The organism is Thalassolituus pacificus, assembly GCF_025318105.1.
Lineage (GTDB): Bacteria > Pseudomonadota > Gammaproteobacteria > Pseudomonadales > Oceanobacteraceae > Venatoribacter > Venatoribacter pacificus.
On sequence record NZ_JAOANI010000029.1, the window covers coordinates 23983 to 44829 of the forward strand.

Genomic DNA, 20847 nt, shown 5'->3' on the forward strand with positions numbered 1-20847 from the left:
CGGTAATTAATATCACTGCCCGCGTTACGGGCAGCGTTGCAGTAAGGCCCTGGGTTCAGCTCAGCTGAACCTGCCGTTCCTCCACTCTTACCCGGTAGGTTTTCAGCAACAGATCACTGTCTTCCAGACACTCGCCGGTCGCCAGATCGTAATGCTGTTTATATAAAGGTGATGCCACCACCAGCCGCTCACCAACAGAACCGACAATACCGCGTGATAACACATTGGCCTCACCCAGCGGATCGTAATTACTGATGGCAAACACCTGATCACTGTCACCGATCCGGAACAGTGCCACCTGCTCGCCCTGATACAGCGCGCACACACCGGTATCCGGAGCGATATCCTCTAACAGACAAATGCTGCTCCATTGATCAACGGCCTGTTCCTGGCCGGTTTTTACTGAATTTAATAATGTCATAATCTGCTCCTTAACCCTGTACTGTACTGAGATTAACCAGTTCAATCCGCTCGGTTGCGGTTGCCGGACGGCGTTGACCACGCTCGCGCACATACAGCAGGTTGCTGTCATCTTCATCGGCATTAATAAAATGCTGGAAGCGTTTGAGTTTTTCCGGATTTTCCAGTGTTGTTTTCCATTCACACTGGTAAGTACTCACAACGCGAGTCATAGCATCTTCCAGTTCGCTGCAGATACTCAGTTTGTCGTCGACCACGACCTCACGCAGGTAATCCAGTCCGCCCTCAAGGTTTTCCATCCATACCGACGTGCGCTGCAGACGGTCGGCGGTGCGTACATAAAACATCAGTACACGGTCAATGGTTTTAATCAGGGTTTCATCGTCCAGTTCGGTGGCAAATAAATCAGCATGACGCGGACGCATACCACCATTACCACAGACATATAAGTTCCAGCCTTTTTCGGTGGCAATAACACCGATGTCTTTGCTCTGTGCCTCCGCACATTCGCGGGTACAGCCGGATACGGCGAACTTAATTTTGTGAGGAGCACGCAGGCCTTTGTAGCGGTTCTCCAGTGCAATCGCCATCGACACACTGTCGAGCACACCGTAGCGACACCATGTACTGCCAACACAGGATTTCACCGTGCGCAGCGATTTACCGTAGGCATGGCCGGTTTCAAATCCGGCAGCAACCAGACGCTCCCAGATCTGCGGCAATTCGTGTAATTGCGCGCCGAATAAATCGATACGCTGTCCACCGGTAATTTTGGTATACAGGTCGTATTCTTTGGCAATTTCACCCAGTACGATCAGTTTATCCGGCGTAATTTCACCACCGGCAATACGCGGCACAATGGAATAAGTACCGTCTTTCTGCATATTTCCGAGGAAAATATCGTTGGTATCCTGCAGACCGATATGCTCGTCTTTCAGAATGTATTCGTTATGAAAGGAGGCCAGTACAGAACCGACCGTTGGTTTACAGATTTCACAGCCATGGCCTTTACCATGCCCCTGCAATACCTGAGCAAAGGTGGTGTAGCCTTTAACACGGATAATATCCGCCAGCTCAGCACGGGTATAAGCAAAGTGTTCGCACAGATTGTTATTAACCTCAACACCAAGAGCCACCAGCTCAGCATCCATCACCTGCTTCACCAGTGCAGAACAACCACCACAGCCGGTCGAAGCTTTAGTCGCGTCTTTAATATCCCCCATCGTGCAACAACCGCCCTGCACCGCTGCCGCCAGATCACCTTTGGTAACATCAAAACAGGAACAGATCTGAGCCGTTTCCGGTAAGGCAGCAACGCCCAGTCCGACGGAAGCTTCACCATCCACCGCTGGCAGAATCAGTGCCGCCGGGTTACCGGGAATATCCATATCGTTCAGCATTAACTGCAACAGCGTACCGTAAGCCTCAGCCTCACCCACCAGCACCGCACCCAGCAATTTTTTACCGTCGGCAGAAACAATCAGGCGTTTATAGACTTCGGCAATATCGTCATTAAATACATAACTCTGACTGCCAGCAGTATGTCCGTGTGCATCACCAATGGAGGCAACGTCAACGCCCAGCAATTTAAGTTTGGTGCTCATGTCGGCACCTTTAAAGGCCAGCGCCGGTTCTTCGTGGGTAATTAACGAACTGACAATATGTGCGGCACTGACTTTGGCCATCTGATAGCCGGGAGCAACCAGACCGAAAATTTTGTTATCCCACAGTGCGCATTCACCAATGGCATAAATATCGTCATCGGATGTCTGACAGTAATCATTAATAACAATACCGCCACGTTCACCCAGATCCAGTCCGAACTGACGCGCCAGTTCATCCTGCGGACGGATACCGGCAGAGAACAGAATCATATCGGTTTCCAGAAAGCTGCCATCGGCAAAATTCATGCGATAGCGGCATTCCTGCCCGGCCACAATTTCTTTGGTATTTTTTTCGGTATGAACCGTAACGCCCAGATCTTCAATTTTACGGCGCAGTAATTGACCGCCGCCTTCGTCCAGCTGTACGGCCATTAAACGCGGCGCAAATTCCACGACATGGGTTTCCAGCCCGGCCTGTTTTAACGCGTTTGCAGCTTCCAGCCCCAACAGTCCGCCCCCCACAACAACACCGGTTTTACTCACGGCGGCCGAGGCAGAAATAGCTTCAAGATCTTCAATAGTACGGTAAACCAGACAGTGATCCTGGTCTTTGCCCGGAATCGGCGGAACAAAGGGGTAAGAACCGGTTGCCAGTACCAGCTTGTCGTAACCTTCTTTACGCCCGCTGGCGGTGGTGATGGTTTTTTCATGGCTGTTAATGGCCACGACTTTATCGTTCAGGGTAAATACAACGCCCTGACGTTCATAATCATCTGCTGTGGTCAGTGCCAGATCGGCGGCGGTATAGCCGGAAAAGTATTTGCTCAGCTGTACCCGGTCATAAGCCAGACGCGGTTCTTCTGAGAAGGTAACGAGTTCAAATTCGGAGGAATGTTCGGAGGTGGCAAGAGTGTTGATAAAGTTGTGTCCAACCATGCCGTTGCCAACGACAATAATACGCTTTTTGCTCATGGGATGGCCTCGCTATCGGGTCATAATCTGATTTCTCCTGTATTTGCATCGTTGCTCTCTTTTCACACCACGCCGTTGCAGTGCGAAAACATCACAAGGGGTTTAGCAACATGAATGCCAAAGAATAAATTTGCCCTGTTTTCAGCAAGCAACAGCCTGTTTATGGCGCCAGGCTGATTTTTAAATCCGGGAAATGCACCAGAAAACACCAGATAAACAGCCGGTCGCCCTGATTAAGGGCAATAAAAAAACGCATCCGGGATCACCTGAAGCCTGATGACAACACGAATCGCAGCAAGCCATTCGGAGCAGAGGCAATGGCACCTATGAAGGGCTATCGGTAATAAATGAGTGCACACGGCAGAATAAGGAAAGCACAATGTTTTGATTGGCAGACAGACGCAATGAAAGGGGCTGCGCTGAGATTGAATTCCTGCGATGCTCAGGCCGTTAAACGCTCACTCTGTGAAGCGGATTCGCGCACTCGCCACACCGGATTCAGAGAATTCCGCGTGTGGCTTTTTTTATCAATGTCCGGATACCGGATGATCCACACAGACAACCTGATCACGACCGGCGGCTTTGGCTTCATACAAAGCAACGTCTGCCTGCTCCAGCAGAGCATCATCCATAACGCCGGGTAAGCAACGTACCAGCCCACCGGAAAAAGTATAGGAAAAATCACTGAACGGGTTCTCGCGCAGTTCTTCGGCCAGACGCTCAAAAGTTCGCCGGGCAACTGCCACCGTTGTTTCCGGCAGCACGACCATAAACTCTTCGCCACCAACACGGCCGACAATGTCACCATCACGCAGACCGTTTTTTAACAACAGGGCAAAATGTTTAATCACCCGGTCGCCAACCGCATGGCCATAGGTATCGTTAATACGTTTAAAGCGGTCCAGATCGAGCAGTGCAACGCACAGTTTATTGCCATAACGCTGACAGCGAAGCACTTCTTCTTTAAGTCGGCGCATCGACTCCCGCCGGTTGAGTAAGGACGTGAGAGAATCACGGGTTACCAGATTACGTACCATACGCCCGCGACGGATGCGCGACTCTACCCAAACAACAGATCAACCGGCTGCACCGGCTTGCTCAGAAAAACATCGGCACCGGTACACATCGCCTGCACCTGAACTTTGGGGCTGATTTCATTCGACAGGAAAACGATGGGTACGCTGATCAGATTATCCTGCTGGCGGATCACCCCGGCCAGCTCCTGACCATTAATGCCAGGCATATAAAGATCAAGCAGAATCAGATCGGGGATATGATTCTGCAGATAAGGCATAAGCTCAGTCATTGGCTTGGTAATCACATGGGTATGAAAACCCGCCTCCTGCAGAGCAGAAGAAAGGAACTCCGCCACAGAAGGCTGATCATCAACAATCAGTACCTGATAAGGATCGCATTCATAGCGTTCAGTCAGGGCATTGATTTCTGCCAGAACCTGATCATCGTTAACCGGCGTGGTAATAAAGGCCTGAGCCCCCATGCGGATAGCAATAATACGTTCTTCCAGCCCGCTGGCGGTACTGATGGCCAGCACCGGCAAATGCAGATTCTGCTGCGCCAGCTGCAGCACACGTTGCTGTTGCTTGCTGTTAAGAGAATCAAGATTAACGATCAGCGCACAGGTGTTATTACCTTCGTGATGCAGCAGATGCGATATAGACTCCACCTCTTTCAGCCGGTAACCCGCAGTACGGATTTTTTCTGCCAGTGACGGCGGTACAGTACTGGTACCGAACGCCAGAATCGTTATCGGCATACCCGGCTGATAATGCTGAATACGGCGATTCAGCAAAGGAATTTCGGCGAGCAGTCGCTTTATTCCGGGGTTATTGATTTCATCTGTCATTGCATACAGGACCTTTCTGTACAAATTGACCGGCACACCTGAAGCCGTTCATCCGAGTGTAGCAACGATTTTGCCTGCTTATAGCGCAAAGGCAGGTAGCGACGGCTAAATCACAGGCAACTTCGCACCAACTTGAATCACAGTGGTTAGCCTGCGCTCCGCTAAAACGCATTTTTCTTTTTAACCGCGCCAGTATTGGCCAGCTGAATATCATGCCCGCCCGCGCAAACGAGCCATTCTGTGCCTTTGCTGTTATTTTTCAGGGCCGTTCCGCAGGGTTGGCATTTATCTTGAATTGCTTCAGATAACGAAGTGGCCGCTACCTGGCTGTTTCCGGCATCAACGCAGATGCCAACCGTCATACACAGCGCTTACAAGGCCTGTCGCGACGAAAGCTATGTTGTGCAGAATGAGCATTGGCGCTCACAGGTAAAAACCTGTGGGCGCTTTTTTTTGGGATTTTTCAGAGTGGATTGCCGATGAGCGCCATTGAGCAGACAACAACGCCGTTAACCGCCATACAGCAAACGCAGACCACCTGCCCTTACTGCGGTGTTGGCTGCGGCGTTGATATCAGCCAGCAGAATGGACAGCTGTTACCGGTCGCCGGAGACAGCCGTCATCCGTCTAACTTTGGCCGCTTGTGCGTAAAAGGCTCAGCGCTGCATGAAACCATCAGCCATAACGGTCGCCTGCTGTATCCGCTCATGAACGGCCAGCGCAGCAGCTGGACTCAGGCCATCAACCTGATTGCCGATAAAATTCAGCAGGTAATCCATACCCATGGGCCGGATGCCGTGGCCTTTTATGGCTCAGGTCAGCTGCTGACCGAAGATTATTACGTTGCCAATAAGCTGATGAAGGGCTTTATCGGCAGCGCCAATATGGATACCAACTCCCGTCTGTGCATGGCCTCGTCCGTTGCGTCCTATAAGCGCGCGTTTGGCTCCGACACCGTGCCCGGCTGCTACGAAGATTTAGAGCAGGCCGACCTGCTGGTGCTTACCGGCTCCAATGCGGCATGGGCCCACCCCGTGTTGTATCAGCGCATGGTGGCCGCGAAAAAAGCCAACCCGGATATGAAAGTAGTGGTGATTGATCCGCGCCGCACCGCTACCTGTGATCTCGCCGATCTGCATCTGGCTATCCGTCCCGGCAGTGATGCTTTTCTGTTTACCGCCCTGCTGGCGTATCTCGGTGAAACCAATAACCTCGACCACAATTTCATCGCCCTGCATACCGAAGGCTTTGGCAGCGCGCTGGAGACCGCACGGCAACAATGCCGCAGTCTGAAAGACGTTGCCGGCCAGCTGGATATCGAAGCCTCAGATCTGGCGCAGTTCTTTCACTGGTTTGCCGATACCCCACGCACGGTTACTTTTTATTCTCAGGGTATTAACCAGAGCGCGACCGGCACCGATAAAGGCAATGCCATCATCAATGTGCATTTAGCCACCGGCCGTATTGGTAAACCCGGCGCCACGCCCTTTTCCATTACCGGTCAGCCCAATGCTATGGGCGGCCGTGAAGTGGGCGGACTGGCTAATCAGCTGGCTGCGCATATGGATTTTTCCGCTGCCGAGCGCGACCGGGTACGGCGTTTCTGGCAGGCACCCAATCTGGCCGAACGTCCGGGCCTGAAAGCCGTTGACCTGTTTCAGGCAGTTAAACGCGGCGAGATCAAATTTCTGTGGATTATGTCCACCAACCCGCTGGTCAGCATGCCCGATGCCGACGATGTAAAGGAAGCTCTCAAACACTGCGAACTGGTGGTGGTTTCCGATTGCATGGCCGATACCGATACTGCTGCCGCTGCCCATGTATTGCTGCCAGCGGCCAGCTGGGGCGAGAAAAACGGCACCGTCACCAACTCCGAACGCCGCATTTCACGTCAGCGCGGTTTTCTGCCGCCACCGGGTGAAGCCATGCCCGACTGGTGGATTATCACCCAGGTGGCCCATGCCCTGGGTCATGCAGATGCATTTAACTACAGCCATCCGGCCGATATTTTTGACGAGCATGCGAGACTCTCGGCCTTTGAAAATAACGGCAGCCGTGATTTTGATTTAAGCGGATTAAGCGCTATGAGCCGCGCGCAGTACGACGCCATGGCACCGGTACAGTGGCCGGTGAATGCGCAATATCCGCAGGGGCGTCAGCGCTTTTTTGATGACCGTCGCTTCTACACCGATAACGGTAAAGCACGTTTTATTGCCGTTGCCCCCGAACTGCCAGTGCCCCGTACTGGCGGCGATCTGATTATGAACACCGGCCGTGTACGCGATCACTGGCACACCATGACCCGCACCGGTAAAGCACCGAGGCTGGCACAGCATATCAGCGAACCATACGCCGATATTCACCCGCAGGATGCCGCCCTGCGCGGGATTGAAGACGGCTCGCTGGTCCGGATATTCAACCCCCGTGGCAGCCTGCTGCTGCGTGCCCATATCAGTGATAACCAGCGCACCGGCGAAATATTTGTACCCATGCACTGGACCAGCCGTTACGCCAGTGCCGCACGCATGGGCACCCTGACCGACAGCAGCGTGGACGCCATCTCCGGTCAGCCGGAACTGAAATTCAGCGCCGTTAATGCCGAGCCTTTCCGCCCCGGGTGGCAGGGCTTTGTGTTAAGCCGCCATGATATCGGCACGCCGGATTGCGCTTACTGGGCCTGCGGTGTGTTTGGCGACGACATCCATAATCCTGGCATGGTCTACGAAGTGGCTGGTCAGGGCGATGCCGGCCAGTTTGTCGATGCTCTGCGTCAACGGCTGCCGGACCAAGCGTTAAAAGGCCAGTGGTTAACGCTGAGCGACCCCGCTCAGCAACATTACCGCCATGTTCTGATTGTTAATAACCAGCTTGAAGCCGTCATTTTTGTGCATAAAGATCTGCAGTTCAGTAACCGTCAGTGGCTGACCGAATGCTTTGCCCAGAGCGAACTGAGCAGCCAGCAGCGCCGTGCTCTGCTTGCCGGCCAACCGGCTGATGCCCCGGATCATGGCGCTATTGTGTGCTCCTGCTTCCAGATCGGTGAAAAACAGATTATTCAGGCCATTAATAACGGTTGCGATAGTAGCGACGCACTGGGCAAGGCTCTGCGTTGCGGCACCAATTGCGGCTCCTGCATTCCCGAATTAAAAACCCTGCTGGCCAGCCACAGCGCCGGTAGCGATACACAACCTGCAGCCCTGTTCAGCGACGCGGCCTGCACTGCAGTGGAATTATAATGATGACAATACAGGCAAAAAATCCGGTAAAACATGCGTCCTCTTTGCATGCATCCAAACTGAGCAATCCACCAGGCAGCAAAGAGCAGAAAGGTTCAGGAAAAGTCTGGCTGGTCGGCGCCGGTCCGGGCGATCCGGAATTGCTGACCTTAAAAGCCATGCGGGTCATCGCCGAGGCCGACGTGGTGCTGTACGACAGCCTGATTTCTGACGATATTCTCGCCCTGCTGCCGCGCCAGTGTGCACGTATCCATACCGGAAAACGTTGTGGCGCGCATAAAATGACGCAGCAGGATATTAATAAAGCCTTGCTATCGGCTGCCGGAAAATACCAGCGCGTGGTGCGTTTAAAAGGCGGCGATCCTTTTATTTTTGGTCGCGGCGGCGAAGAAATGGAATACCTGCAACAGCGCGGCGTGGAAGTGGATATTGTCCCCGGCATTACCGCCGCCGGAGGCTGTGCCGCGGCAGCCGGTATTCCCCTCACCCACCGCGATTACGGCAATGCGCTGGTACTGCATTCCGGCCATAGCAAATTTAACGAATTTTCTCCGTGCCAGAATCCAACCCGGGTATTTTATATGGGCCTGCGCCAGGCCGGGCCGATTACCGCCCAACTGCTGCAGGAAGGCCTGCACGAATCCACCCCGGTGGCTTTAATCACCAACGGCACGTTAGCCAACCAACAGGTTTTTAAAGGCGTACTGATGGATCTTGCGTATCTGGCCGAACGTTATCTGAAAAGCGAGAGCGATGGTCCGGGGCTGATTATTGTCGGAGAAGTGGCAGCGATGGCACGCAGCAATAAAGAACTGCAGGCTGAGCTGAATGCACAGGCAGTAGCCTGAGGGTATAAAAAAGCCCTGCACTGCAGGGCTTTCGTCTGGCATTAATAAATATAAGCGTAATGACTGGTGCTTAAAGCCCCGCCGCTGCCGCCCGCGCTGCATGCAGCTTTTTATAACTGGCTATCAAACGCAGGTGCTTATCCAGCCCTTCAAGCTGCATATTGGTTGGTGTTAAACCGTAAAAACGTACACTGCCTTCAATGGAGCCGACCACAGCATCCATACGCTCGTTACCGTACATACGGCGGAAATTGCCGATGTAGTCTTCAGGCTCCAGTTCGTCATCAAGCACCACTTCCAGCAGAACATTCAGCGCCTGATAAAACAGCCCGCGCTCTACTGTATTGTCATTAAACTGCAGGAAGGTTTCGGTCAGCTCTTTCGCCTCTTCCAGACGATCCAGAGCCAGATAAATCAGCAGTTTCAGTTCCAGAATAGTCAGCTGACCCCAGACAGTGTTGTCATCAAATTCAATGCCGATCAGGGTGGTGATATCGGTGTAGTTATCCAGACCACTTTCTTCCAGGCGCTCGACCAGATCCTCCAGTTGTTCATCGTTAAGCGCATGCAGGTTGAGAATATCTTCGCGGAAATACAGGGCTTTATTGGTGTTATCCCAGATTAAATCTTCCAGCGGATAAACCTCAGAATAACCCGGCACCAGAATACGGCAGGCCTGCACGCCTAAATCGTCGTACAACGCCATATAGCTGTCCAGTTCCAGTGCTTCGAGGATAGCAAACAGTTTAGCCGCTTCTTCTTCATTGGATTTTTCGTTATTGGAAGAAAAATCCCATTCAACAAAATCGACATCGGCTTTAGCACTGAAAAAGCGCCAGGACACCAACCCTGTTGAATCAATAAAGTGTTCAACAAAATTATTCGGTTCCTGCACGGCCTGGCTTTCGAAAGTTGGCTGTGGCAAATCGTTTAAGCCTTCAAAGCTGCGCCCCTGTAATAATTCGGTCAGGCTGCGCTCCAGCGCGACTTCAAAACTCGGATGGGCGCCGAAAGAAGCAAATACACCGCCGGTACGCGGATTCATCAGGGTGACGCACATCACCGGGAAACGCCCGCCAAGTGAGGCATCTTTTACCAATACAGGAAAGCCCTGCTCTTCCAACCCCTGAATACCGGCAACAATACCCGGATATTTTGCCAGAACGTCCTGCGGAACATCCGGCAGCGCGATTTCATTTTCCAGAATTTCGCGTTTAACGGCGCGTTCAAAAATTTCTGACAGACACTGTACCTGTGCTTCCGCCAGGGTATTACCGGCGCTCATGCCGTTACTGAGGAACAGATTTTCGATCAGATTCGAGGGGAAATAGACCGTTTCGCCATCAGACTGACGTACATAGGGCAGCGAGCAGATACCGCGTTCAACATTGCCCGAATTAGTATCGTACAGGTGTGAGCCACACAGTTCGCCATCCGGGTTATAAATATCCAGACAATATTCATCGAGAATCTCTTGCGGCAGTTCATCGTTCGGGCCGGGTTTAAACCAGCGCTCCTGCGGGTAATGAACAAAATCGGCGTTAGCGATCTCTTCACCAAAAAACTGATCGTTATAAAAGAAATTGCAGTTCAGGCGTTCCAGAAATTCGCCCAGCGCCGAGGCCAGCGCACTTTCTTTGCTGGAGCCTTTACCATTGGTAAAACACATGGGCGAATCGGCATCACGGATATGCAGCGACCAGACATTCGGCACGATATTACGCCAGGAAGCGATCTCGATTTTCATGCCCAGATCGGCCAGCTTGCCCGACATATTGGCAATGGTCTGTTCCAGCGGTAAATCCTTGCCCGGAATATAGGTCGCCGCATTGTCGGCCGGCAGTGTCATCAACAGCGCCTGCGCGTCTTCATCGAGGTTATCGACCACTTCAATCACAAACTCCGGGCCGGTCTGCACTACTTTTTTCACCGTACAACGGTCAATAGAACGCAGGATACCCTGGCGGTCTTTCTCCGAAATATTTTCCGGCAGCTCTACCTGAATTTTAAAAATCTGGTTGTAGCGATTTTCCGGATCGACGATGTTATTTTGCGACAGGCGGATATTCTCTGTTGGGATATCCCGGGTCTGGCAGTACAACTTGACAAAATACGCCGCACACAAAGCTGAAGAGGCCAGAAAATAATCGAACGGACCGGGGGCTGAGCCATCGCCTTTGTAACGGATGGGCTGGTCGGCCACCACCGTAAAATCATCAAACTTTGCTTCCAGACGAAGATTATCGAGAAAATTGACCTTAATTTGCATGCACAGTACCAGAATAAGCAGATGATGGACGGGAACATTGGCAGCCCGCTGACAGGGCCCCGTACAATAATAGTCGCTATTATCCAGTTTTTGCGCGCCGAGTCTTGCTTGCTGTTTGGCAATACGCCACAAACCTTCTGCTCTGCCTTGTTGGTAACTGTCGAACCCCCCAGGGCCTGTTAACACATGGTTAAAAAACGGTCATTTTCGGCACGCCACCTTCAGCGAGCTGTCCTCAGTACAACCGACCACCAACAGCACAACTCCGCACTCTTATTGTTAGCTCTATTCATAACCTTTTGGGCAGACGCTATACTGGCAGGCCAAGTCACGATCAGAGCAGGAATATGGACGTTACACCCGATATCAGGACATCACTGGAAGATACCCTGCAACGCTGGAGCAACACGCTGTTGAGCCGCAACAATAACCCATCAACATTCAGCAACAGCGCTGGCTGGCGGCAGCATTTCTTTGTTTTTGACGCCATTGATACCCAGCATGCGGTGATTACCTTCGATGAGCGTGAGCAGGCTTTTATTGCCAGTTACTGTTTTAATCAGGAACATTTTATATCCGATGCTTTTCCCACCGAGGCAGAAGCACTCGCCAGCAAGAGTTTTTCCCTGCGCAACAGCAATCTGCATCAACATCAGGCAATTTACCTTGGCAAACAATGGCAGGTACTGAACAGAGCCTGCGACAGCAGCACCTTCCCTGATGATGCCCCGAGCCTTTGTGACCGCGTTGTCCAGCGCTCTGGCAATAAAGTATGTGTCAACGATTACGACTGTCGTGAGACCAACAATATTGCTCTTTCTCTGGGCAATAAAACCTATGTGCAACCTTTTGATTGCAGCATCACCACAGAACCCCTGCCTGCGCGCACACCGCCTGGTATAAAAGGCGATATGGCCTTTGTGATCTATGACCTGCCCGATGACGATGGCAAAAATGTTGAAATACAGTTTCGTTTAACCTTCGATTTTAAAACCAAAGGCAAAGCCTATCGTGCGCACAGCATTGTTCGCTTTTACGAAACGGAGAATATCGGCTGGTATGAAATTCCGGCAAAAGACCAGCTTAAATCGCAGATACATCTCTTTCTGAAAAGCGCCATCCTGCACAACAAAACGGAGCTGGAGAGAAAGTTTGGCGGCATTTTCAGAGAGGGACCAGCCTTTCCCGCGGACGACGAGAAGATTGCAGTGTTAGCGGAGAATATGTGGAGCCGGATTATGGTTGACTATATCTGACGGTTTATTTTGCCATCCTGATCCTGTGCTCACCGTGCAATAAGGTGACCGATGAGTACAGGCCTATCTTTATCATACGCTGAGACTCATCCCCTACGCCGCAGTGCTTTTTCAATTAAGTCCGCCTCCCGGTGTTTACCCATCGCCCTGAGCTCACGGGCAAAAACAGGCCATGGAGGAAAGTTAGCCATAAAGGGATTCGGGTCTGCGCCGGTGTACAGCCCACCGCCCGGACCGGCATAGAGCCCACCACCCGGGCCAGTGTATAAACCACCGCCAGGCCCCATATACAAACCGCCCCCTGGGCCAGCATAAGCACCACCGCCAGGTCCGGTATACAATCCACCACCAGGGCCTTTATAAGCCCCGCCACCCGGTCCGCAGTACAGGCCGCCGCCAGGGCCGACAGAAGCACCGCCTCCCGGGCCGCGATACAGGCCTCCGCCGGGGCCGGCATAGGCACCACCACCGGTGCCGGTATAAAGATTACGAACCCACATGGCCGGTTCACTCATAGCAATATCCTTATTGTGTATTTTTGCCAGCCTGTTAAGCGGCTGATAATTCCATGTGCAGCAGAGGATAAGGCTTGCCCTGTCCGTCCAGTGGCGAGCGCCCGATAACCGAAAAACCCAGATGCTGATAAAACCCCAGCGCCTGCTCATTCTGTTCGTTCACATCCACTCTGGTCGCCTGCTGATTATTAATGGCATAACAGGTAAGCAGCTTCCCTACGCCCAGCCCCCTGGAGTCTGGTGCAATAAACAGCATTTCAATATTGCCTTCACTGACGCCGATAAATCCCAGAATCTGAGCATCAGTATCTTTTGCCACCGTCAATTCAACCGCAGCAAAATATTGCTCCAGAATCAGTGGTTTTAACTCAACCAGATCCTGCTCGGCTAAAAAATCGTGCGTTGCCCGCACCGATGCTTCCCAGATTTCGATCAGCTGCGGATACTCTGATGATTTTACCCTTGCTGTGTTCAACATAACTTACCACTCAATACGAATTGGTGTGCCAACCCTGACCAGAGTCATAAACTCATCCATTTCGGCATCAGTGAGTGCGATGCAACCGTTCGTCCAATTAAAATATTGTGCAAGCGGCGCGAGCCACCCCAGGCCGTTGCGCTGACCGTGCACCATAATAAAGCCGCCCGGAGACACACCTTGTTTCTTTGCTGCTGCAACATCAACAGCATTCGGATAGCTGACATGCATGGCCCGGTAAAAAGCAGAATCTTCTTTTTTATAATCGAGCGTATAGTCACCCTCAGGAGTTCTTTCATCACCTTCCTGTCGTTTGTGGCCTTGCGGATTTGCTCCCAGAGCCACACGGTATTCTTTAACGATTTTACCGCCCGAGAGCAGGTACATTTTTCTTTCCGATTTATCGACCGTTACCAGATCAACGGTTTGCAAATCAGTCGTTAGAAAATCAGCACCGGCATCAGCAGATGGCATTGCAAGCAGACAACAGAAAAGACCACCACTCGCACTTTTAAACAACAATCTACGTGAGAATTTTATGGCTGAATACGCCCGTAAAATTATCTGTCGCACCGTAAACGCCCCAATTCTGTTATTGCATCCACGCTCAGATAAACCGTTCAGACGGCTATCAGCGCAACCAATCTGCAACGTATATCCCAGTAACCTTGGCAGCCAGTCTGTATTGCGCTGAGTACTTAGTCAATAAACCACAAACCAACAACAACCCACGGGTAAGCCCCCTTAATTCATCAGCAAGCGCGATCCGCAGAATTATTCCGCTGCCAATCCACAAGCCGCTGACCTAGGATATTCATCAAGTGATGAAAACAGGCGATCAGCATGCAACAGCCCCCTTCAGAGAACAGCCGAACCAAAGGTCCGGATGCAGCGCCAACCGCTGCAACAGCCGCTGCTAAAAAAACACGCCGTGGCCGCCCGTTGGGCGATTCCGACGCCCGTGAGGCTTTACTGGAAACCGCCCGTGAACTCTTTGCCAACCGCCCCTACCGCACCGTGACCCTGCGCGAAGTCGCCCGTTATGCCGGAGTCGATGCCGCACTGGTGCGTTACTACTTTGGCGGCAAGGCCGGCCTGTTCGAAGCAATGATACGCGAAACCCTGGCACCGGTGCTGGCGGCGTTACGCCATGCCGGAGAACATCCGACCCAGACATCCGCTGAGCAATCACAACCCAGACAGACGGCATCCGGCCAGCAACAGGCTGAACATCTGATGCAGACCTATTACCGGATTATGGGTCGCCACCCGCATCTGCCGCGGCTGGTGTTCCGCATACTGAGTGAAGGCGATGATCTGGAACCTTTTGCTATTCTAAGCCGCGTTTTCAGCGACGTGGTGCAAGCCTCTGACAGTTGGCTGAAGCAAGCCTTATTACTGCCCGGCCAATTTGATCAGAGTGTTAATCCACAGTTTGCCCGGCTGTCGTTTGTCAGTCTGATGGTCTTTCCATTAATCGCCCCGCCGCTCATTCTGCGCCGCCTGGGCATTCACGTTACCCCGGAAACCCTCACTCAGCTGGCTGGCCATAACAGCCGCCTGTTCAGTCAGGGCGTATTCACGCAATCAGAATCCGCTGCGGATACCACCACCAACAGCGGGGAGACCCCACAATGAAAACGCTATGGTTTGTATCCTTTTGCTTATTACTGTGCGCCTGCAGCAGTGACGATTCATCGGTTGCACTGGGCACTCTGGAGCGCGACCGTATCAGCCTGAGCGCGCCGGTCGGCGAAGTGATCCGCGCGCTGAATGCTCAGGAAGGCCAACAGGTTCAGCCCGGCGATATTCTGCTGACCCTGGACGACACATTGGCCCAAAGCCGTGTGCAGCAGCGTCAGGCTGAACTCGACAGTGCCCGCGCAGCTCTGGATGAATTACTCGCCGGGGCACGTCGCGAGGAACGCGCCGCCGCCGCGGCCGCCGCAGAAGCCGCCCGCGCCAGCCTGACCGAAGCCAGTCAGCGTCTGAACCGTAACCGCACTCTGTTTAAACAACAGATGATTGGTCAGGCCGAACTCGACAACGCCATCGCCCAGCACGATGCTGCGGCTGCCCGGCTCGATCAGGCCGAAGAACAACTGCGTCAGTTAACCAATGGCACCCGGCCGGAAAAAATCCGTCAGGCCCAGGCCGCACTCAGAGCCGCCGAAGCGCGTCTGGCCGGAGAGCAAAAGCATCTGGCCAATTTAACCCTGCGCGCACCGGTTGCCGCTCAGGTCGATCTGATAGCTGCCGAAGCCGGTTCTCGGGTGAACACCGGCACGCCCCTGCTGACCTTACTCGCCGATGCCGAACCCTATGTGCGGGTATACGTGCCGCAAAGTAAGATCGCCGCACTGAGTGTTGGCAGCAAACTTGAGGTGCGCATCGAAGGTCTGCCGCAAGCCCTGCATGGCCGGGTGCGGAATGTCCGTGCGCAGCCCGCCTATACCCCGTATTTCGCGCTGAATGAACGCGACCGCGCACGACTGATGCATCTGACGGAAATCGTACTGAGCGATATGCCCGCCGGGCTCGCCAGCGGTCTGGCGGTTGAGGTTTTACTGCCAGACGATACTTCAGTACAGGGAAGCAAACCATGAGCGATCTGGCGATTAACGTCCGGCAAATGACACGCTGCTTCGGTAAAAATATCGCGGTTGATCATCTTGATCTGCAGATTCCGCGCGGGACTATTTATGGCTTTTTAGGCCCCAACGGCTGCGGTAAATCCACCTCGATCCGCATGCTGACCGGGCTGCTGACACCCACCTCTGGCGAGGTTGAAGTACTAGGTCAGCGCCTGCCTCAATACGCCGAAGCCCTGCGCCTGCGCATTGGCTATATGACGCAGAAATTCTCGTTGTACGACAACCTCAGCATCCGCGAGAACCTCAGTTTTGTTGCGCAGATTTACGGCCTTAACAGCCGTCAGAGCCGTGAGCGGGTCAACGAATTACTCGCCCTGTATGCACTGGATAAGCGCCAGACGCAGCTGGCCGGCTCACTCAGTGGCGGTCAGAAACAACGGCTGGCACTGGCAGCCGCCACCCTGCATCACCCGGATCTGTTATTCCTTGATGAACCAACTTCGGCGGTTGACCCGGAAAACCGCCGCGAATTCTGGGAACGGTTGTTCGACCTGTGTAATGCCGGTACCACCATTCTGGTCTCCACCCACTATATGGATGAGGCCGAACGCTGCCATGCACTGGCCATTCTGGAAAATGGCATTAAACGCGCCGACGGCTCACCGGCGGAGCTGATGGCCACCCTGGGCGCTCATGTACTGGAGGTTGAAGGCGACGATCTGCGCACCCTGAAAAGCCAGCTGACACAATGCCCGCAGGTATTGTCGACGGCGCAGCTGGGCACCCGTTTGCGGGTACTGGTTCGCGATCAGACCGAACAACCACAGCAGTGGCTGCAGGCTCAGGTGAATGGCCGCCGCATCGAAGCCGTACGTCCCAGCCTCGAAGATGTGTTTGTGGCCTGCACCGGTCAGCATTCGGTTTCCTCAGCAACGGCCAGAGCGGCTGCGGGTTCGGATTCTGAGCAGGGGGAACGTCATGTTTGAATACCGCGTCAACAGCAATCCGCTGTTGGCCACCTGGCGCCGCGTTGCCGCCATTGTGGTTAAAGAAATCCGCCAGCTGGCGCGCGACCGCATGACCTTTGGCATGATTGTGATGATTCCACTGGTACAGCTGCTGCTGTTTGGCTACGCCATAAACACCGACGTGCGCCATATACCGGCCGGACTGGTCGACCTGAGTCAGTCCTCTTACAGCCGCGAACTCATTGCCATTACCGAGGCCAGTCAGACCGTCGACTTTGTACGGGTCTACGCCTCAGCTCAGGAAGCAGAACAGGCCATTATCCGTGGTGATGTTAAAGCCGTGCTTTACCTGCCCGCCGATCTCGGTCAGCGCCTGAGTGTGCATCCGGCCTTTAACCGCGACAGCGGCCACAGTAACAGCCAAACCCTGCAACCTGTTGGCCAGTGGCTGGTTGATGGCGGTGATACCGTGATTGCCGCCAGCATCCGCAGCCTGCGCCAGCTGCCGTTGGATACGCTGGCCGGGCGGGCGCTAAAAGATAACGTCCCCACCTTTGAAGTGGTGCAGTTTTTTAATCCGGAGCAGCGCAGCGTGGTCAATATTGTGCCCGGGCTGCTGGCCATTATTCTGACCATGACGATGATCATGTTTACCTCCGCCGCCATCGTGCGCGAACGTGAACAGGGCAATATGGAATTTCTGATCGCCACCCCGGTAAAACCGATGGAATTAATGATCGGTAAAATCGTACCTTATGTACTGGTTGGCTTAATTCAGGTGGGCATTATTTTAGGCATCGGACATCTGCTTTTTTCGGTGCCGGTTCGGGGCGGATTACTGACCTTACTGGTGGCGGCCCTGCTGTTTATTTTCGCCAGCCTGACCCTTGGACTGGTTATTTCCACCATAGCCAAAACCCAGCTGCAGGCAATGCAGATGACGGTATTTATTTTAATGCCATCGATTTTATTATCGGGCTTTATGTTCCCCTACGAGGCCATGCCGCAGCCGGCACAGATTATTTCCGAAGCACTGCCGGCCACGCATTTTATGCGCATGGTACGCGGCATTGTGTTACGTGATGCTCTGCTCTGGAATTTACAGCGCGATGCGTTATGGCTGGCGGCATTTACACTGGGCGGTTTAGCCTTTGCCGCGCTGCGCTTTAAAAAGCGACTCGACTGATGGCGGTAAATTTCAGTCGCCGGTTGGCGTAATACGGAACTGCTGAATAGAATCCAGCCCTTCCAGCGTGGTAAACAATCGCGCAACGCGGTTGCGATCAGAGGTGCGCAGTACCATACCGTGACGCCGGACCTGCTCTTCCGCGTCCAGCCGGTAACTGAAATTGGCAATACTGAAGCCATGCTGCTCGAGTAAAGCGCGCAGTGTTGCTTCGGTCATATCCGAAGTCCGCGCCACGCGCACATCAAAATGGTAATACACCTGACTGGGCATCAGCGATTCTATCCAGCGAAACAGCGACAGCGTACCCAGCGTCAGAACAACAGAAATAAGCATCGGTACATAAAAACCGATACCGGCCAGAATGCCGATGGCTGCGGTAATCCAGATAGACGCTGCCGTGGTTAAACCACGTACCGAAATGCCGTCTTTCATAATCACACCGGCACCTAAAAAACCGATACCGGTCATAATGCCCTGCGCCATCCGGGTAGGATCAAGGCGAATTAAATCAACCGATGTGCGCAGCCAGTGCGCTTCATAAACGGTGACCAGCATCAGCATACAGGACGCCAGACTGACCAGGCCATGGGTACGGAAGCCCGCAGGCCGGCCGCTGTAAGAACGCTCGTAACCAATCAGAACACCCGCTGCCAGCGCCGTCAGTAAGCGCACCAGCATTTCGGTTTCATCACTGCTGAGTGTCAAAGGTCTGCTCCTTTACCCGCCTGAAAAATACAACCTGTTATAAAAACTGGTTCATATCAGTCGGTTCGTCAAACCGCCGAACACTGATAAGCTCGGCTGCGAACAGAAAAAGAAGACAGATAACACAGGGATGATCGTGGCGCCTGAGCGCTATTTTTGAGCGCTACTTATGGGTACCACTTACGGGCACGACTTATGAGCACTGCGAATAAATGACAGGTTAAGGGCAAACTTTCTGAATAACCGCTTCAGCAAGGGGCGCAATAATATATTCCTGCGCCTCGGCGGCGCTGATATCCATGCTTTCAAACACCAACCCCGGTCCGCTGACGCTAACCGTTGCAGCGTGACAGTCGACCGTCACAGGAACCGACAATTCGCCGGATTTACCGCTGCGCTGCAGTGTCAGCCCTTCCGGCCGGGCAATATTGCCCTGCAGATACCATTCATCAAAATACGGGCCGCCGACTTCGTCCAGATACACCAAGACACGTGTATCGGTGCTGCTTTCTTCCTGAGCAGAAGCAAACGAAGTAAGAGCCAGCAGCAATGCGGCGGCCACGAATCTGCAGACGATCATCAGAGCATAATTCCTTTTAAATTGAATACAAAAATACAGCATAACCCGCGTCAGGATCGGTTATCCGGATGACAGGGGCAATCGGTCATATGGTCGTTCACCAATCCCATACTTTGCATAAAGGCATAACAGATGGTCGGGCCGACAAAGGTAAATCCGGCTTTTTTCAGCGCCTTGCTCATGGCTTTGGCGGCGGCGGTTTCAGTCGGAACCTCTTTCATACTGGCGTAACGGTTGATCACTGGCTGACCATCGACAAAACCCCAGAGGAATTCGACAAAATCGACGCCCTGCTGTTCCAGTGCCAGTAATGCCAGCGCATTTTTACGGATGCCATATAATTTTAAGCGGTTACGGATCAGGCCGGTATCGGTCAGTAATAGTTCAATCTGCTCATCCGTCATGCGGGCAATTTTTTGTGGATTAAAGCCGTGAAAACATTGGCGGTAATGATCACGTTTACGCAATACGGTAATCCAGCTTAACCCTGCCTGTTGCCCCTCAAGACAGAGCTTTTCAAACAGTTTCTGCCGATCAAAATTGGGGACACCCCATTCGTTGTTGTGATATTCAAGATAATCATCCCCTTTCGCCCAGGCGCAGGGAATGAGTGCTTTTACAACAGAGGAGGACGATGCATCAGACATATTTTTGCAGCACCAGCAGACGGTTATTGGCGGGCATGGCGATGTCTTTCATCAGACGCAGTTTTTCTTTACGCGCCGCCAGCACGATTTGTTCAAAGTCTTTAATGCCGGAGTCCGGGTCACGTTCACGCAACCATTGGTCCAGCAGCCGATTACCTTCACTGGTGAACTGACCGCCATAATTAAACGGGCCATAAAAAAACGCCAGCCCGGTGTGCTTCAGTACCCGGCCAATGCCAGACATCATGGCGCGGACTTTAGGCCAGCCAATAAAATGCACCACATTGGCACTGAACACCGCATCCACTTGTTTGACCGGCCACAGGTCCTGCGCGACATCGAGCACCAGCGGCGGTAAAAAGTTGGCATTCTGGCTGTTTTCACGCCAGGCATTAATGTCGCCAATACGGCCAGCCAGTTCGGACGGCTGCCATTTGATACCGGGCAGGCGGCGGGTAATAAACGCGGCGTGCTGCCCCGTGCCACTGCCAATTTCCAGCACAACCGAGTGCTCCGGCAGTTCGCGTGCCAGCACGTCAGAGATAGGCTGCTGATTGCGCAGACAAGCGTCGGAGACTGGCAGTTCAGCGCTGTTGGCGGCTTTCGGTTGCAAAACCTCCGGCTGCTTTCCGACCTCGACCATAACCTTATCTCCCGCAGGACTATTAACGATGGCGGAGTATGTCATAGCTGAGTGACTGC

Annotated in this window: 20 protein-coding genes; 7 read left to right on the forward strand and 13 right to left on the reverse strand. The window is 53.2% G+C overall.

Features of this window, described 5'->3' with window-relative positions; genetic code table 11:
* Positions 1 to 55 precede the first annotated feature (55 nt).
* The 5 genes from nirD to NYR02_RS17880 form a co-directional block, all read right to left on the reverse strand.
* Positions 56 to 421, reverse strand: coding sequence for a nitrite reductase small subunit NirD (nirD, locus tag NYR02_RS17860; RefSeq protein WP_225691934.1), 366 nt, complete (start codon positions 419 to 421; stop codon positions 56 to 58).
* 10 nt (positions 422 to 431) lie between these two features.
* A complete protein-coding gene (gene nirB / locus NYR02_RS17865; protein WP_260977726.1) occupies positions 432 to 2996 on the reverse strand; it encodes a nitrite reductase large subunit NirB in 2565 nt (854 codons plus the stop codon).
* 527 nt (positions 2997 to 3523) lie between these two features.
* On the reverse strand, positions 3524 to 4033 hold the full coding sequence (locus NYR02_RS17870) for a GGDEF domain-containing protein (protein ID WP_260977727.1): 510 nt from the start codon (positions 4031 to 4033) through the stop codon (positions 3524 to 3526).
* Between the two features lie 23 nt (positions 4034 to 4056).
* Positions 4057 to 4860: a response regulator gene (locus NYR02_RS17875; protein ID WP_260977728.1), complete on the reverse strand. Its 804-nt coding sequence runs from the start codon at positions 4858 to 4860 to the stop codon at positions 4057 to 4059.
* Positions 4861 to 5021: 161 nt separating this feature from the next.
* On the reverse strand, positions 5022 to 5222 hold the full coding sequence (locus NYR02_RS17880) for a hypothetical protein (RefSeq protein ID WP_260977729.1): 201 nt from the start codon (positions 5220 to 5222) through the stop codon (positions 5022 to 5024).
* A gap of 117 nt (positions 5223 to 5339) precedes the next feature.
* Here NYR02_RS17880 and NYR02_RS17885 point away from each other — a divergent pair, with 117 nt between their 5' ends.
* Positions 5340 to 8096: a nitrate reductase gene (locus tag NYR02_RS17885; protein ID WP_260977730.1), complete on the forward strand. Its 2757-nt coding sequence runs from the start codon at positions 5340 to 5342 to the stop codon at positions 8094 to 8096.
* Positions 8096 to 8944 (forward strand): uroporphyrinogen-III C-methyltransferase, encoded by an 849-nt coding sequence (gene cobA, locus NYR02_RS17890; RefSeq protein ID WP_260977731.1) that lies wholly within the window; start codon positions 8096 to 8098, stop codon positions 8942 to 8944. The genes NYR02_RS17885 and cobA overlap by 1 nt, the downstream gene beginning before the upstream one ends.
* Positions 8945 to 9014: 70 nt before the next feature.
* Here the strand turns inward: cobA and NYR02_RS17895 are convergent, their stop codons facing one another.
* A complete protein-coding gene (locus NYR02_RS17895; protein ID WP_260977732.1) occupies positions 9015 to 11213 on the reverse strand; it encodes an OsmC domain/YcaO domain-containing protein in 2199 nt (732 codons plus the stop codon).
* Between the two features lie 347 nt (positions 11214 to 11560).
* On the opposite strand from NYR02_RS17895, the gene NYR02_RS17900 reads away from it, so the two are divergent.
* Positions 11561 to 12469, forward strand: a complete 909-nt coding sequence (locus NYR02_RS17900; protein ID WP_260977733.1) for a hypothetical protein — start codon at positions 11561 to 11563, stop codon at positions 12467 to 12469.
* Between the two features lie 86 nt (positions 12470 to 12555).
* Here the strand turns inward: NYR02_RS17900 and NYR02_RS17905 are convergent, their stop codons facing one another.
* The 3 genes from NYR02_RS17905 to NYR02_RS17915 are packed head-to-tail and all read right to left on the reverse strand — an operon-like array spanning position 12556 to position 14113.
* Positions 12556 to 12984, reverse strand: coding sequence for a hypothetical protein (locus tag NYR02_RS17905; protein ID WP_260977734.1), 429 nt, complete (start codon positions 12982 to 12984; stop codon positions 12556 to 12558).
* 34 nt (positions 12985 to 13018) lie between these two features.
* Complete coding sequence (locus NYR02_RS17910; RefSeq protein WP_260977735.1) at positions 13019 to 13462, reverse strand: acetyltransferase; 444 nt, start codon at positions 13460 to 13462, stop codon at positions 13019 to 13021.
* A gap of 3 nt (positions 13463 to 13465) precedes the next feature.
* A complete protein-coding gene (locus NYR02_RS17915; protein ID WP_260977736.1) occupies positions 13466 to 14113 on the reverse strand; it encodes a L,D-transpeptidase family protein in 648 nt (215 codons plus the stop codon).
* Between the two features lie 192 nt (positions 14114 to 14305).
* Here NYR02_RS17915 and NYR02_RS17920 point away from each other — a divergent pair, with 192 nt between their 5' ends.
* The 4 genes from NYR02_RS17920 to NYR02_RS17935 are packed head-to-tail and all read left to right on the forward strand — an operon-like array spanning position 14306 to position 18210.
* The gene (locus NYR02_RS17920; RefSeq protein WP_260977737.1) at positions 14306 to 15100 is read left to right on the forward strand and encodes a TetR/AcrR family transcriptional regulator; all 795 of its coding nucleotides are present in this window, start codon (positions 14306 to 14308) and stop codon (positions 15098 to 15100) included.
* Positions 15097 to 16068, forward strand: a complete 972-nt coding sequence (locus NYR02_RS17925; protein WP_260977738.1) for an HlyD family secretion protein — start codon at positions 15097 to 15099, stop codon at positions 16066 to 16068. Before NYR02_RS17920 ends, NYR02_RS17925 begins: the two co-directional genes overlap by 4 nt.
* Positions 16065 to 17042 (forward strand): ABC transporter ATP-binding protein, encoded by a 978-nt coding sequence (locus tag NYR02_RS17930; RefSeq protein ID WP_260977739.1) that lies wholly within the window; start codon positions 16065 to 16067, stop codon positions 17040 to 17042. The genes NYR02_RS17925 and NYR02_RS17930 overlap by 4 nt, the downstream gene beginning before the upstream one ends.
* Positions 17035 to 18210, forward strand: coding sequence for an ABC transporter permease (locus NYR02_RS17935; RefSeq protein ID WP_260977740.1), 1176 nt, complete (start codon positions 17035 to 17037; stop codon positions 18208 to 18210). Before NYR02_RS17930 ends, NYR02_RS17935 begins: the two co-directional genes overlap by 8 nt.
* A 12-nt stretch (positions 18211 to 18222) precedes the next feature.
* On the opposite strand, the gene NYR02_RS17940 is transcribed toward NYR02_RS17935, so the two are convergent.
* The 4 genes from NYR02_RS17940 to NYR02_RS17955 all read right to left on the reverse strand — a co-directional run bounded on the left by NYR02_RS17940 (position 18223) and on the right by NYR02_RS17955 (position 20788).
* Entirely contained in the window at positions 18223 to 18918 is a 696-nt protein-coding gene (locus NYR02_RS17940) for an MgtC/SapB family protein (protein ID WP_260977741.1), read from the reverse strand.
* A gap of 220 nt (positions 18919 to 19138) precedes the next feature.
* Positions 19139 to 19498 carry a hypothetical protein gene (locus tag NYR02_RS17945; RefSeq protein ID WP_260977742.1) on the reverse strand — a complete coding sequence of 120 codons (360 nt, stop codon included), beginning with the start codon at positions 19496 to 19498 and terminating at the stop codon, positions 19139 to 19141.
* A gap of 50 nt (positions 19499 to 19548) precedes the next feature.
* The gene (locus NYR02_RS17950; protein ID WP_260977743.1) at positions 19549 to 20145 is read right to left on the reverse strand and encodes a DNA-3-methyladenine glycosylase I; all 597 of its coding nucleotides are present in this window, start codon (positions 20143 to 20145) and stop codon (positions 19549 to 19551) included.
* Positions 20138 to 20788: a DUF938 domain-containing protein gene (locus tag NYR02_RS17955; RefSeq protein WP_260977744.1), complete on the reverse strand. Its 651-nt coding sequence runs from the start codon at positions 20786 to 20788 to the stop codon at positions 20138 to 20140. The genes NYR02_RS17950 and NYR02_RS17955 overlap by 8 nt, the downstream gene beginning before the upstream one ends.
* Positions 20789 to 20847: the final 59 nt, after the last annotated feature.